Genomic DNA, 14,275 nt, shown 5'->3' on the forward strand with positions numbered 1-14,275 from the left:
GCAGCCCGGTTCCCGCGCGCAGTCTGAACGAAGACAAGCAGCAACATGCGATGGGTGCGGAGCCAACCGCACTCACGGGAGGAACAGCGTATGAGCCTTGGATCCGGCGGCGTCACGCACGCCCTGCGCCGCACGTTCACAACGACGAGGGGGCGCGTTTTCGCCCTGCTGTGCCTCGTTTACTTCATCACCTACGTCGATCGGGTGAACCTCTCGACGCTGGCGCCGCTGATGGCGACCGACCTTCACCTCGACAACGTCGAACTCGGCTTTGCCCTCTCCTCGTTCGGCTACACCTACGCGCTGTTCCAGATCCTGGGCGGGATGACCGCGGACCGGCTCGGCGCGCGTCGGACCTTGGTCCTGTGCGGGATCGTGTGGACGGTCGGAACGCTGCTGACCGGGTTCGTCGGTGGCCTGCTCTCCCTCGTCCTCGCGCGCCTGCTCTTGGGCGTCGGCGAGGGCGCGACCTTCCCGGCTGCGACGACCGCAATGACGCGCTGGGTTCCGACCGCCGAGCGCGGCTACGCTCAAGGTGTCGTGCATTCCTGCTCGCGTCTGGCCAACACCGTGACGCCACCCCTCGTCGTCCTGATGGCCACCTATTTTGGCTGGCGGGGCACCTTCATGGCGCTCGCAGCGGTCAGCCTGTGCTGGATTGTTGTCTGGGGCCTGTATTTTCGGGATGAGCCCAGTGCCCATCCGGGCTGCACGCCGGAGGAGCTGGCGGAGCTGCCGGCGCCGCGCAAGTCGGCCGGTGGCCCATCGGACGCGACCCCTTGGGCGGCGCTCCTGCGCGGCATGCTGCCGACGACGTTGGTGTACTTCTGCTACAACTGGACGCTGTGGCTCTACGTGACGTGGCTGCCGAGCTACTTCGTCAAGGCGCAGGGTCTCAACATCAAGGAGTCGGCGTTCTTCGCCTTCGGGGTGTTCGGCGCCGGCGTCGTCGGCGATGCTTTGGGCGGTATCTGGGCCGACCGCATCTATCGCCGTACCAACGACCTTGCGCGGGCGCGCCGCACGGTCATCGTGGTGAGCCTGCTCGGTTCGATGGTCTGCTTGCTCCCGGTGCTCTTCGTTCACGAGCTGGCGGTCGTCGCCCTCTGTCTGAGCGGTGCGTTCTTCTTCCTCGAACTGACGGTCGGCCCGATCTGGGCGATCCCGATGGACGTGGCTCCGAAGCATGCGGGCACCGCTAGCGGCATCATGAACACCGGCTCGGCGATCGCCGGTATCGTCTCACCTTTGGCCTTCGGGGTGATCGCCCAGCTCTCGGGGAGTTACGCCCTACCGTTCGTCGGTTCGATCGCCTTGCTGCTCGTCGGGGCGGTCTTGGCTTGGCGGGGCCTGCCGCGCGGTGAAGTGACGGCGAGCAAGGCAGCATCCAGTCTGTCGCCGACGGGGGTGCCCGGAAACGCGGTTTAAGTCGATGCCGCCACCTTAGGATGTTACCGGACGGACAGGTTCGCTATGAAACGGCAGGACAAAGAGACCTTCTGACGACCGCGATGATGCAGCCGACGCCCCTTACTCGGACCAACCTCCACGACATGCTCGTCGCCGGCATTCGCGAGATGGTAATCGCCGGGGTGCTGCGCCCGGGCGACAAAATCTCGGAACAAGCGCTCTGCCAGCGATTCGGGGTCTCGCGTACGCCGTTGCGGGAAGCGCTGAAGGTCCTTGGCTCGGAAGGCATGCTCCAGCTGCTGCCCCGACGCGGCGCCGTCGTGGCGAGCGTCAGCCCGGAGGAGATCGACGAGCTGTTCCCCATAATGGCGGCGCTCGAGGCGCTCGCGGGTGAACTGGTATGTAAGCACGCCAGCGATGCCGACTTGGCGCAACTCAGCGCCATCCACGATCACATGATGAGCGCTCACGCTGTCGAGGATGAGCCGACATATCTGCAGGCGAACCGCAGCTTCCACGAAACCCTCGTGTCCGCGGCTGGAAACGCCACGCTGACAGCGAGCTACATGCAGATCCTGACGCGCACTCGAGCGTTTCGCTTCGTGGCTCGCAAGAGCCCGGAGAACTGGCAGGCCGCGGTGCGGGATCACCACGCCATCATGGGCGCCCTAAAGGTTCGCAATGCCGCTCGATTGTCCCGTCTTCTGCGACGTCACGTGATGGGCGTGACAGTCAAGATCGCGCGGGATGCCATCGCCGAAGCCGGCGAACTGCCGAAATCTGCCTGACAGCGGGCCGAACTCGGCCGTCAGCGGCAGGGTTACTGAGGAGTGGGCTCGCAGAACGAGCGGACCGTCGTCAAGGTAATCTCGCATTCTGGCGGGTCGATCCGGCAGGAATATGTGCAGACTCAGCTCTCGGGGGCGGAAACAGCGCTATGGCGGAGGATGACAAGGAACTCGTCGCCTTGTTCGAGGGGCTCGATACGCCAAGCGTCTCTGACGCGATGGACAAGCTCGGCCTGCCGGGACAATGCTTCGGCATCGCCCCCCTCGACGACTACACGAAGACGGTGGTCGGGCCGGCGTTCACGGTAAAGTACGTGCCGGCGACGACCCCACCCGGCACGGTCGGCGACTTCATCGACGACGTTGCCGAGGGCGACGTCGTCGTGATCGACAACGACGGTCGGACCGACTGTACGGTGTGGGGGGACATCATGACCCAATACGCCGGCGCGCGCCGCTTTGCTGGAACGGTCATCGATGGGGTCTGCCGCGATGTGGCCAAGGCGCTCGGCGACGGTTATCCGATGTTCACGCGTGGCCGCTTCATGCGGACCGGCAAGGACCGGGTGCAGGTGGAGGCGGTGAACGTCACCATCTCCGTCGGTCAAGCGCGCGTAGGCCCACGCGACATCGTCGTGGCCGATGCAAACGGTGTGGTCGTGGTGCCGCGGGAACACGTCCGCGAGGTCGCCAAACTCGCTCGCGAGATCGAGGCTGTCGAGCATCAGATCCGTGGGGAGATCGCGCGGGGCAAGAGCCTCAAGGAAGCGCGGGAAGCCCTCGGCTACCACAACCTGCAGCGCAGGCACTGACCACGATCTCGTCGCTGCTCGCAGATCCCGCGCTTGCGTGCGGAGGCTCGCCCCTTGGCGTCGGCATGGACCGCATCGCCTTCAGCCCGCGCCTCAATCCGCACGCTTGGCAAGGGCCGTCGCGGTTGGACCCCTGTGGCCAGCCCCCCTGCCGGAAGTCTCAGGCCCCACCGAACTGAACGTCGTCAGGATCACGCCATCAGCGCTGCCGAAATGAGGGGCTCCCAGCGCGTGCTGTTCGATCGAGGAAGGAATCGTCGGATGACGCACTCGTGAGGCGATTGATTCATGGGGCGCACCGACAGTCGCATCGTTCAGAAACAATACTTCGAAAGAATGCTCCTCACGTCCGTGGCGATCTTGCGAGCTCAAGAGCGAAAAGCCGTGGCCAACCGCGGCGGTGTTCCGTTCGCGCAGGAGGTCCTGAGCCTCGTACAGCAAAGAATACGTTTGAGAGAGGAACGCATGAGCGACGACATCGAGGCGCGCACCATGCGTCGCGTCTACTGGCGGCTGATCCCGTTCCTGTTCCTCCTCTTGGTCGTCAACTATCTCGACCGGGTCAACATCGGTTTTGCCGCCCTGCGCATGAATGCCGATCTCGGTCTCAGCGCTACCGCATTCGGTTTCGGGGCCAGCATCTTCTTCGTCGGCTATGCCCTGTTCGAGGTCCCCTCGAATCTGATCCTGCATAAGGTCGGAGCGCGCGTCTGGATCGCCCGCATTCTCGTCAGTTGGGGGCTGGTCTCGGGCTGCATGGCCTTCGTCCAAGGCGAGACGAGCTTCTACATCCTCCGCTTCCTCCTCGGCGTCGCGGAGGGCGGATTTCTGCCCGGCATCGTTTACTATCTCACCCAGTGGTTCCCGATCGAACACCGCTCCAAGGCGAACTCGGGCGTGGTCGCGGCGACTGCCGTGGCGTCCGTGGTCGGCTCACCCCTTTCGGGTGCGATCCTGACCTACATGCCTGAAGTTCTCGGCTTGCGCAGTTGGCAGTGGATGTTCCTCGTCGAGGCCATCCCAGCAGTTCTACTGGGTATCGCCGTCCTATTCTGGCTGACAGAACGCCCAGAGACTGCAGATTGGCTGCCAGCCGACGAGAAGGCTTGGCTGGCACGACGTCTGCGTGAGGAGGAGAGCCTCACGGCAACACAGGGTGATCTCCCATTCTGGCGGGTCGCCAGACTTGGGCGGGTATGGGCCCTGGCCGCGCTCTTCACCTGCTTCCTCACCGCGTTCTACGGCGTGCTGCTGTGGCTGCCGCAGATCGTCAAGGCGTTCGGTGGCCTCACGGACGTCGCGGTCGGCCTGCTCTCGGCTCTGCCGTTCCTGTGCGGCGCGACCGCGATGCTGCTCTGGGGGCGCCACTCCGACCGCAAGCGGGAGCGCAAATGGCACTTGGCGGCCGCGCTGAGTCTGGGCGGTCTCGGGCTTCTGGGCAGTGCTTATGCGCCGGACAAGCTGGCGAGCTTCGCATGTCTGTGCGTGGCAGCCGCCGGAATCTGGGGCGGCCTGGGGATCTTCTGGAGCCTCACCGGTGATTTTCTCTCCGGGGGAGCCCGCGCTGCCGGTATCGCGCTCATCAACACGCTGGCCCAGCTCGGCGGCCTCATCGGTCCCTGGATGACCGGTGTGGTCCGCGATTGGGCCGGCAGCTTCACGGCGGCGCTGGCCGCGCTGGCCTGCTTTGCGTTCCTGGCCGCCCTGATCGCCGCGCTCCTCAATGACCGGCTCGCCACTTCCGAGCCGACCTCCAAGACTGTGGTCGCCTGACATGAACGACGCCGCATCAACCGAAGTCTCGAACAGCCCTGTAGGCCGCAGCCTCCGGGTGGCCGTTCTCGACGACTACCAGCGCGTGGCACTCGAATATGGAGATTGGGAACGGCTCGGCCCCGACCTCGACGTGACTGTGTTCGACCGCAATCTCGATCGTGAAGAGGGGAAGGTTGCGCTCGCGCCCTACGACGTACTCTGCCTCATGCGCGAGCGCATGGCTCTGCCAAGCGGGCTGATCGAGGCTTTGCCGAACCTCAGGCTCGTGATCTTCACGGGCGTTCGAACGCGCTCGATCGATTTCGCGGCGCTCGCCGAGCGGGGGATCATCGCTTGCCACACGGGGGGCGGGGAGATGCAGCCGGCGACAGCCGAGCTGACCTGGGGCCTGATCCTGTCAGCGATGCGCCATCTGCCGAGCGAGATGGCGGGCATGCGGGACAGCGGCTGGCAGACGACGGTCGGCACCGTTCTCGAGGGTCGGACCCTTGGCCTGCTCGGTCTCGGTAAGCTCGGGCAGCGCGTGGCGACGATCGGCGCGGCCTTCGGGATGCAGCGTATCGCCTGGAGTCCCAATCTCACCGCCGAGCGTGCCGAGGCTGCTGGCGTGACCCTGGTCGACAAGGACAGGCTGTTTGCGACCTCGGACGTTCTTACCCTGCACATGGTGCTCAGCCCAGCGACTCAGCATCTCGTCGGCGCGTTCGAACTCGGCCTGATGAGGCCGGAAGCGCTCCTCGTGAATACGTCGCGCGGTCCCTTGATCGACGAGAATGCGCTGATCGAGACTTTGCGCGCCGGCCGGATCCGTGGTGCGGCGCTCGACGTGTACGATCAGGAGCCCTTGCCTGCCGATCACCCTCTGCGCAGCCTGGGGAATGCCTACCTCACGCCACACCTCGGCTATGTTACCGAAGGATCATACCGCCTGTTCTTTCGCGATGTGGTGTCGGTCATCGCCGCTTGGCGGGCGGGCGCTCCAATCAACGTGGCATCGGTCGCCTGAAGATCCGTTCGCTGCCCGCGACAAGACCGAGCCAAGCCGTCCGAAACTGGCCGGAAGCAGAATGTCCGCTGCGGAGCAGGTCGACCGCGGAAACGGACGGCGGCCGGCCGTGAGACCATGGCTCAGAGGTCGAGTGCGCCCACGCTGTATGCCGCCGGTACCGCCCGCATCTCCGCGTAACCCGGGGGTCCCCATTTCGCGGCGCCGCGCCCTGGCTCCCTTCATCCCCGCCGTCTGGCGCTAGCGGCCCGGGCGAACGGCAGACATCCTGGGCGTCGTGCCGAGGACAGCCATGCCGAGCGAGATCACCCTCTTCGAGGCCCGGCGGGTCATCACGATGAATCCGTCGCGGCCGGATGCGACGCATATCGCCGTGCGGGACGGGCGCGTGCTGATGGTTGGGACGCAGCCCGAGTTCGACGGGCTCGACGCGGTTCTGGACCGCCGCTTCGCCGACAAGGTCATCCTCCCCGGCTTCGTCGAGGGGCACGCCCACGTGATGGAGGGGACCCTCTGGCGTCAGACCTATGTCGGCGCCGGCGACCGCCGCAGCCCGGACGGACGCCGCGTGCCGGGCCTGCGCGACATCGGCGCCGTCGTGGACCGCCTCTCGGAGGCGGACCGGTCCATCGCCGACCCGGACCAGCTGCTCTACGGCTGGGGATTCGATCCGCTGCATCTCGGCGGCGCGCGCCTGACCCGGCACGACCTCGACCGGGTCTCGACCACCCGGCCGGTGATGGTCCACCACGCCAGCCTGCACATCACCAACGTCAACAGCCTGCTCCTGGAGATGGCGGGCTTCGATGAGAACACGGCCATCGACGGCGTGCCGAAGCTTCCGGACGGCACACCGTCCGGGGAATTGCAGGGCATCGCCGCCCGGCTGCGCCTGTTCCGGGGGCTCGGCTACAACCCGATGAGCGGGACCCTCGACGCCGCCGACGTGGCCCGGTTCGGCGCGGCCGCGCAACTCCAGGGCATCACGACCATCGCCGACCTGCACAACGACCTCACGGACGCGACCGTGGCGGTCTACGGGGCCGCCTGCACCGAGGGCCTTCCGGTGCGGATCGTGCCGGCTCTGGCCTCGGTCTCGTGCCCCCCGGAAGACGGGGTCGCCAAGATCGGCCGCCTCGCCGCGGCTAGCACCGATCGCCTCCGCTTCGGCATCGTGAAGATCGTCGTCGACGGGTCGATCCAGGGTTTCACCGCCCGGCTCCTGCCGCCGGGCTATCACAACGGCGCGCCGAACGGCCTTTGGTACGTCGCCCCCGAGGATCTCGACCGGATCGTCGGCATCTACCACGCCGCCGGCATCCAGCTTCACATCCACACCAACGGCAACGAGGCCACCGAGGCGGCGCTCGACGCGGTCGAGAAGGCGCAGATCACCCATCCCCGGCCCGACCACCGGCACACCCTCCAGCATTGCCAGATGGCGACCGAGGCGCAGCTGCGGCGGGTCAAGGCCCTGGGCCTGTGCCTCAACCTGTTCTCGAACCATCTCTATTACTGGGGCGACGCCCATCACGACCTGACGATGGGGCCGGAGCGGGCGGCCCGGATCGACGCCGCCGGGAGCGCGGCGCGGCTCGGTATCCCGCTGGCGATCCATTCGGACGCGCCGGTGACGCCGCTGGGACCGCTGTTCACCGCCTGGTGCGCCGTCAACCGGACCACGTCGTCGGGGCGCGTGCTCGGCCCCGAGGAGCGGCTGAGCGTCGCCCAAGCCTTGCACGCCGTGACGCTGGGGGCCGCCTACACCCTGCGGATGGACCAGTGCGTCGGCTCCATCGAGGCCGGGAAATTCGCCGACTTCGCCGTCCTCGACGCAGATCCGTTCGAGACGCCCCTGGAGGCGCTCAAGGACATCCCGGTCTACGCCACGGTGCTGGGCGGCCGCGTCTTCGCGGTGCCGCCGGCATGAGGCGCGGGCTTCCCGCGCCGGCGACGCGCTGCCCGCTCACGGTCGTCGGCGGCTTCCTCGGCGCCGGAAAGACGACGCTGCTGAACCGGCTGCTCGCCGGCTCGCAGGGCCGCTACGCGGTGCTGGTCAACGATTTCGGGGCGATCAACGTCGATGCGGGCCTGATCCAGGACCATGATGGACAGACCCTGCGGCTGACCAATGGCTGCGTCTGCTGCAGCCTCGCCGACGGCTTCCTCGACACGCTGATGCGCGTCCTCGCGGAGCCCGAGCCCTTCGATCACATCGTGATCGAGGCGAGCGGCGTCGGCGATCCGGGCGCCATCGCGGAGATTGCCCTGGTGGAGCCCGGCCTCGTCCTGCGCGGCGTCGTCGTGCTGGCGGATGCCGAGCGCCTGCCCGGCCTCGCCGCAGACCCGCGCCTGGGCGATACGCTCGCCCGCCAGATCCGCGCCGCCGATCTCCTTGTGCTGAACAAGCGCGACCTCGTGGATGAAGCGGGCCGCGCGGCAGCCCGGGATACGCTCGCCGCCCTCGCGCCGGGCGTCCCGGTGGTCGAGACCGTGGCGGCCGCGCTGCCTGCGGCCATCTTCGATCTGGGCGGCGCGGGTCCGGACCGGGCCCGGCGGGGATCGACCCGGCTGCGGGCCGAGGCGGTCCCGCACGAGGAGGCCTTCCAGCGCCTGCTGTACCGGCGCACGGGCGCATTCGACCGCGTCGCGCTCGAGCGCGCGCTCACCGGCATGCCGGCCGCGCTCCTGCGGCTGAAGGGGCGCCTCGGTCTGGCCGACAGGCCCGGGATGCATCTGCTTCAGATGGTCGGGCGCCGCTGGAGCCTGTCGCTGCTGCCGGAGCCCGCGCCCGACGCGGCCGAGCTCGTCGGTATCGCGGCCACCGATCCCGAAGCCGGCCCAGCGCTGGCCGGCCTCCTCGACGCCGCGCTGCGCCCCCTGCACATCCCACACGGAGACCGAACCCGATGCGCCTGACCAAACGCACGCTCCTCGGCGCCGGCCTCTCGGTCCTCGCCGCGCCCCTGACGGCCCCGATCCTCGGCCTGCCGGAGGCTCTGGCCGACGACGCGACCGCGCCGCTGGTGATCGGCACCAATCAAGTGCCGCGCCACTTCAACGGCGCCGTGCAGTCCGGCATCGCCACCGGGATGGTCTCGACGCAGATCTTCGCGAGCCCGCTGCGCTACGACGACCAGTGGAACCCGCAACCCTACCTGGCGAAATCCTGGGTCGTCGCCCCCGATAATTTGAGCGTGACGCTTCACCTTGTGGAGGACGCCGTCTTCCACGACGGACACCCGCTGACCGCCGAGGATGTCGCCTTCTCGATCGGAGTGATCAAGGCCAACCATCCGTTCCAGACCATGCTGGAGCCGGTCTCGACGGTCGAGACCCCGGACGCCCATACGGTCATCATCCGGCTCGCGCGCCCGCACCCGGCGCTGCTGCTGGCCATGTCGCCCGGCCTGATGCCGATCCTGCCCAAGCACGTCTACGGCGACGGCCAGGACATCAAGACCCACCCGGCCAACCTGAAGCCCGTCGGCTCCGGCCCGTTCAAGTTCGTCGAGTACAAGCAGGGCGAGTCGATCCAGCTCGAGCGGTTCGACCGGTTCTTCATCCCCGGGCGGCCCAAGCTGGCGCGGCTCGTCTACCGGATCCTGCCGGACCAGAACAGCCTCGTCATCGCCACCGAAAGGCGCGAGATCGGCATGCTGCCGTTCCTGTCCTCGGTGCGCGACATCGAACGGCTCGCCAAGGCGCCGACCCTGACGGTGACGGATCGCGGCTTCGAGGGGATCGGCCCGATCAACTGGCTGGCCTTCAACTGCGGGAAGAAGCCCCTCGACGACGTGCGCGTCCGTCGGGCCATCGCGCTGGCGGCCAACCGCGACTTCATCACCGGCAAGCTGCTCGGCGGCGTGGCGAAGGCGGCCACCGGCCCGATCGTGCCGGGCTCGCCGTTCTACGAGCCCGCCGTCGACCTCTACAAGCTCGACATCGCCAAGGCGGACGCCCTGCTCGACGAGGCCGGGCTGAAGAAGGGGCCGGACGGCACGCGGTTCTCGCTCACCATCGACTACATCCCCAACGACAACGACCAGCAGCGCAACGTCGCCGAGTACCTGCGGGCCGGCCTCAAGCGGATCGGCATCGCCCTCCAGGTCCGGGCCGCGCCGGACTTCCCGACCTGGGCGCAGCGCGTCTCCAACTTCGACTTCGACCTGACCATGGACAACGTCTTCAACTGGGGCGACCCGGTGATTGGCGTGGCGCGGACCTACCTGTCGACCAACATCCGCAAGGGTGTGATCTGGTCGAACACCCAGCAGTACAAGAACCCGAAGGTCGACGAGCTGCTGAACGCCGCCGCGGTCGAGACCGACCTGCAGAAGCGCAAGGCGCTCTACGACGAATTCCAAAAGATCGTCGTATCCGAGGCGCCGATCGCCTATCTCAACCTCACGCCCTACAAGGCGGTCTACGACAAGCGCCTGACGAACCTGCCCCTGTCGATCTGGGGACCGCTCTCGCCCCTCGACGAGGTCGCCTGGGCGCAGGGCGCCGCCGGAGCCGAGCGATGACGGGCCTGCGCAGGCTCGGCGCGACGGCGGCGAACGCCGCCGGCCTGCTGCTCGCCGTGGTGGTGCTGAACTTCCTGCTGATCCAGGCGGCGCCGGGCGATCCGGCGCAGGTCATCGCCGGGGAGATGGGCGGCGCCTCGCCGGAAATAATGGCGGAGATCCGCACGCGCTACGGCCTCGACCGCAGCCTGCCCGAGCAGCTCGCAACCTATGTCGGTAAGGTGGTGCGGGGCGATCTCGGCTACTCGTTCTTCTTCAACGAGCCGGTCTCGCGGCTGATCCTGGGTCGGCTGCCGGCCACCGCCCTGCTGGTCCTGTCGTCCCTCGGCCTCGCGGTGCTGGCCGGCGCCGGCCTCGGGATCCTGGGTGCCCGCAGGCCGAACGGCCTCCTCAGTCACGTGGTCTCCCTGGTGGCGATCGCCGGCAACGCCGCGCCGGTGTTCTGGACCGGTCTGATGCTGCTGGTCGTGTTCGCCTCCCTGTGGCCGGTGCTCCCGGTCGCCGGGATGGAGGACGTGGCCACCCCGCGCCACGGCCTCGCCTACGGTCTCGACGTCGCCCAGCACCTGGTCCTGCCGGCGCTGACCCTCGGCATCGTCTACGTCGCGCAGTACAGCCGCCTGATGCGCGCCAGCATGATCGACGCGCTCAACGCCGACTACGTCCGGACCGCCCGGGCCAAGGGCCTGCCGGAGCGGATCGTGGTCGGCAAGCACGCCCTGCGCAACGCGCTGATCCCCCTCGTCACCATGGTCGGGCTCCAGTTCGGGCAGCTCTTCGCCGGGGCGATCCTGGTGGAGACCGTGTTCGCGTGGCCGGGGCTCGGTCGGCTGACCTTCGACTCGATCCTGCGGCGCGATTACCCGACGCTGCTCGGCATCCTGTTCTGCTCGGCGCTGCTGGTCATCGCGGCGAACCTCGTCACCGACCTCCTCTATCGCCTGATCGATCCGCGGATCCGCGCCGGGAGGCCGGCATGAGCGCCCTCGTCGCGGCCGAGCCGGCGGTGCGGCCCGAGCCGATGCGTTCCGAGGCGGCGGCCCCAATGCCACGCCCGGCGGTGAATCCCGGCCTCGCCGCCCTGCGCCTGTTCCTGCGCAACCCGAGCGGGCTCCTGGGTTCCCTTATCCTGATCGGCCTCCTGTTCGCCGCGCTGGCGGGCCCGCACCTCTACGGGGTCGATCCGTTCGAGATCGTCGGCGCCCCGTTCCAGCCGCCGGGGGGCGACCCGCTGCTGGGCACCGATTACCTCGGCCAGGATATCCTCGCGGCCCTGCTCCAGGGCGGCCGCGCGACCCTGCTGGTCGGGTTCTCGGCGGCGCTCATCACCGTCGTGATCGGCGTGACCTTCGGGGCGCTCGCCGGCTTCTTCGGCGGCCGGGTCGACGCGGCGCTGATGAAGGTCACCGAGTTCTTCCAGGTGCTGCCGACCCTGTTGTTCGCGATGGTTCTGGTCACCCTGTTCGGCCAGAGGATCGCCATCACGACGATCGCGATCGGCATCGTCTCCTGGCCGCCCACCGCCCGGTTGACCCGGGCCGAGTTCCTGCGCCTGCGCGGCCTCGACTTCGTCAAGGCGGCCCGAGCGGCCGGCGCCGGACCGCTCTACCTGATCGGCCGGGTGATCCTGCCGAACGCCGCGCCGCCGATCGTGGTCTCCGCGACGCTGGCGATCGGCACCGCCGTGCTGTTCGAGGGGGCCCTGAGCTTCCTCGGGCTGGGCGACCCCAACGTGATGAGCTGGGGGCTGATGATCGGCCAGAACCGCGCCTACGCCCTCGAGGCGTGGTGGACGGTGCTGCTGCCCGGGGCGGCGATCTTCCTCGCGGTCCTCGGGGTCAGCCTGGTGGGCGACGCGGTCAACGACGCGGTCAATCCGCGCCTGCGCAAGCGGAGCTGAGCGATGGACCCCGTTCTCGCCGTCGAGGACCTGACCGTGACCCTGACGCGGCCGGACGGCCCCGTGCCGGTCCTGGAACGCCTGAGCTTCTCCGTCGAGGCCGGCCGCACCGTCGCGCTGGTCGGTGAATCCGGCTGCGGCAAGAGCATGACGGCGCTGGCGATCATGGGCCTGCTGCCGGAGGGCTTCGCCCGCACCGACGGCCGCATCCGGCTCGCCGGGGAGGATATCGCGGCCGCCCAGCCGTCCCGGCTGCGGGCTCTGCGCGGCAGCGCCCTGTCGATGATCTTCCAGGAGCCGATGACGGCCCTGAACCCGGTCTACACGGTCGGCGACCAGATCGCCGAGGCGCTGCGCCTGCACCAGCGGCTCGGGCGCCGCGCCGCCCTGGAGCGGGCGCTGGCGATGCTCAGGGCCGTGCAGATCCCCGCGGCCGAGCGGCGCCTGCACGCTTACCCGCACGAACTCTCCGGCGGCATGCGCCAGCGGGTGATGATCGCCATGGCGCTGGCCTGCCGGCCCAAGCTCCTGATCGCCGACGAGCCGACCACGGCCCTCGACGTGACCGTCCAGGCGCAGGTCTTTGACCTGCTGAAGGCCCTGCAGGACGAGATGGGCACCGCCATCGTGCTGATCACCCACGACCTCGGGGCGGTGGCCGACATCGCCGACACCGTGGCGGTACTCTACGCCGGGCGCTGTATCGAGCAGGGCGACACCCGGTCGGTGATGCGCGCGCCGCAGCATCCCTATACGCGGGGACTGATGGGCTGCACGCCGCACCTGCGCCTCGGCGCGGCGGCCGATGCGGGAACGGGGCCGCTGCGGGAGATCCCGGGCCTCGTCCCGCCGCTCGGCCGGCGGCCGGCGATCTGCGCCTTCGCGGACCGCTGCGGCCGAGCCGACGCCACCTGCCTGGACAATCCCCAGCCGCCCCTGGCCGAAGCCGGCCCGGCCCGGGCGGTGGCCTGCTGGCACCCGGAGGCCCGCGCAGCATGACGTCGAACGCCGCATCGGCCCCGACCGGGGCGGATCTCCTGCAGGTCAACGACCTGAAGGTTCACTTCCCAGTCCCGGGTGGCGGGCGGGTCCACGCGGTCGATGGCGTGAGCTTCGTCGTGCGCCGGGGCGCCAGCTTCGGCATCGTCGGGGAATCCGGCTCGGGCAAGTCGACCACGGCGCAGGGCATCATGCGCCTCGTCCCGGCGACCGCGGGTCAGGTGGTCCTGCGCGGCGCCGACATCCTCGGCCTCCGGGGCGCCCGGCTCCGGCAGGCGCGGCGCCACATCCAGATGGTGTTCCAGGACCCGTTCGCGTCCCTCGATCCCCGCCGCTGCGCCGGGGATCTCGTGGCCGAGCCGCTGCGGCTGCTGGAAGGGCTTTCGCGCAGGCAGGCGGCGGCACGGCTCGACGCGCTGTTCGCCGCGGTGGGCCTGCCGTCCGAGGCGCGCAGCCTGTTCCCGCACCAGTTCTCGGGCGGGCAGCGCCAGCGCCTGTGCATCGCCAGGGCGCTGGCGACCGAGCCCGACATCATCGTCTGCGACGAGGCGGTGTCGGCCCTCGACGTCGCGATCCAGGCGCAGATCCTCAATCTCCTGGCCAAGCTCCAGGCCGAGCGCGGCCTCGCCTACATCTTCATCTCGCACGACCTCGGCGTCGTGCAGCACCTCTGCGACGAAGTGGCGGTGATGTATCTCGGCCGCATCGTCGAGCAGGCGCCGACCCGGACGTTCTTCTCCGCCCCGCGCCATCCCTATAGCTGGTCGCTGATCTCGGCGGCGGTGCCGGCCGGTCCCGCGCGGGACGCCCTGAAGGCGCGCTATCTCGTGCGCGGCGAGCCGCCGAGCCCGATCGATCCGCCCGCTGGCTGCCGGTTCGCCGGGCGGTGCCCGTTCGCGGTCGAGCGCTGCCGCGCCGAGGATCCCGCCCTGCTGGCGACCGGCCCGGGCCACTACGTCGCCTGTCACCGGGTCGGCGAGATCGAAGCGCCGGATTTCGACCGAGCGCAGGCGGCCTGAACTCGCCCTGTTCCTCCTACGAAAAAGGCCGCCCCA

12 protein-coding genes are annotated in these 14,275 nt (G+C 68.9%); all 12 read left to right on the forward strand.

Annotated features, from left to right (window positions below; all coding sequences use genetic code 11):
• The first annotated feature begins 90 nt into the window (after nt 1-90).
• The 12 genes from BLQ49_RS18660 (at nt 91) to BLQ49_RS18715 (ending at nt 14,239) form a co-directional block, all read left to right on the forward strand.
• A complete protein-coding gene (locus BLQ49_RS18660) occupies nt 91-1,428 on the forward strand; it encodes an MFS transporter (RefSeq protein WP_091718355.1) in 1,338 nt (445 codons plus the stop codon).
• Nucleotides 1,429-1,553: 125 nt separating this feature from the next.
• Nucleotides 1,554-2,198: a GntR family transcriptional regulator gene (locus BLQ49_RS18665; protein ID WP_244507667.1), complete on the forward strand. Its 645-nt coding sequence runs from the start codon at nt 1,554-1,556 to the stop codon at nt 2,196-2,198.
• 149 nt (nt 2,199-2,347) lie between these two features.
• Nucleotides 2,348-3,010: an RraA family protein gene (locus BLQ49_RS18670; RefSeq protein ID WP_091718360.1), complete on the forward strand. Its 663-nt coding sequence runs from the start codon at nt 2,348-2,350 to the stop codon at nt 3,008-3,010.
• A 288-nt stretch (nt 3,011-3,298) separates the two neighbouring features.
• Complete coding sequence (locus BLQ49_RS18675) at nt 3,299-4,783, forward strand: MFS transporter (RefSeq protein ID WP_244507668.1); 1,485 nt, start codon at nt 3,299-3,301, stop codon at nt 4,781-4,783.
• Between the two features lies 1 nt (nt 4,784).
• Entirely contained in the window at nt 4,785-5,792 is a 1,008-nt protein-coding gene (locus BLQ49_RS18680; protein WP_091718362.1) for a D-2-hydroxyacid dehydrogenase family protein, read from the forward strand.
• Between the two features lie 292 nt (nt 5,793-6,084).
• Nucleotides 6,085-7,722 carry an amidohydrolase gene (locus BLQ49_RS18685; protein WP_091718363.1) on the forward strand — a complete coding sequence of 546 codons (1,638 nt, stop codon included), beginning with the start codon at nt 6,085-6,087 and terminating at the stop codon, nt 7,720-7,722.
• Nucleotides 7,719-8,711: a CobW family GTP-binding protein gene (locus BLQ49_RS18690; protein ID WP_091718364.1), complete on the forward strand. Its 993-nt coding sequence runs from the start codon at nt 7,719-7,721 to the stop codon at nt 8,709-8,711. The genes BLQ49_RS18685 and BLQ49_RS18690 overlap by 4 nt, the downstream gene beginning before the upstream one ends.
• Nucleotides 8,702-10,321 carry an ABC transporter substrate-binding protein gene (locus BLQ49_RS18695; RefSeq protein WP_091718365.1) on the forward strand — a complete coding sequence of 540 codons (1,620 nt, stop codon included), beginning with the start codon at nt 8,702-8,704 and terminating at the stop codon, nt 10,319-10,321. The genes BLQ49_RS18690 and BLQ49_RS18695 overlap by 10 nt, the downstream gene beginning before the upstream one ends.
• A complete protein-coding gene (locus tag BLQ49_RS18700) occupies nt 10,318-11,301 on the forward strand; it encodes an ABC transporter permease (RefSeq protein WP_091718366.1) in 984 nt (327 codons plus the stop codon). The genes BLQ49_RS18695 and BLQ49_RS18700 overlap by 4 nt, the downstream gene beginning before the upstream one ends.
• Nucleotides 11,298-12,221: an ABC transporter permease gene (locus tag BLQ49_RS18705; RefSeq protein WP_091718367.1), complete on the forward strand. Its 924-nt coding sequence runs from the start codon at nt 11,298-11,300 to the stop codon at nt 12,219-12,221. The genes BLQ49_RS18700 and BLQ49_RS18705 overlap by 4 nt, the downstream gene beginning before the upstream one ends.
• 3 nt (nt 12,222-12,224) lie before the next feature.
• On the forward strand, nt 12,225-13,220 hold the full coding sequence (locus BLQ49_RS18710; RefSeq protein ID WP_091718368.1) for an ABC transporter ATP-binding protein: 996 nt from the start codon (nt 12,225-12,227) through the stop codon (nt 13,218-13,220).
• The gene (locus BLQ49_RS18715) at nt 13,217-14,239 is read left to right on the forward strand and encodes an ABC transporter ATP-binding protein (protein WP_091718369.1); all 1,023 of its coding nucleotides are present in this window, start codon (nt 13,217-13,219) and stop codon (nt 14,237-14,239) included. Before BLQ49_RS18710 ends, BLQ49_RS18715 begins: the two co-directional genes overlap by 4 nt.
• Nucleotides 14,240-14,275: the final 36 nt, after the last annotated feature.

This window comes from Methylobacterium phyllostachyos, assembly GCF_900103445.1.
Taxonomy (GTDB): Bacteria; Pseudomonadota; Alphaproteobacteria; order Rhizobiales; family Beijerinckiaceae; genus Methylobacterium; species Methylobacterium phyllostachyos.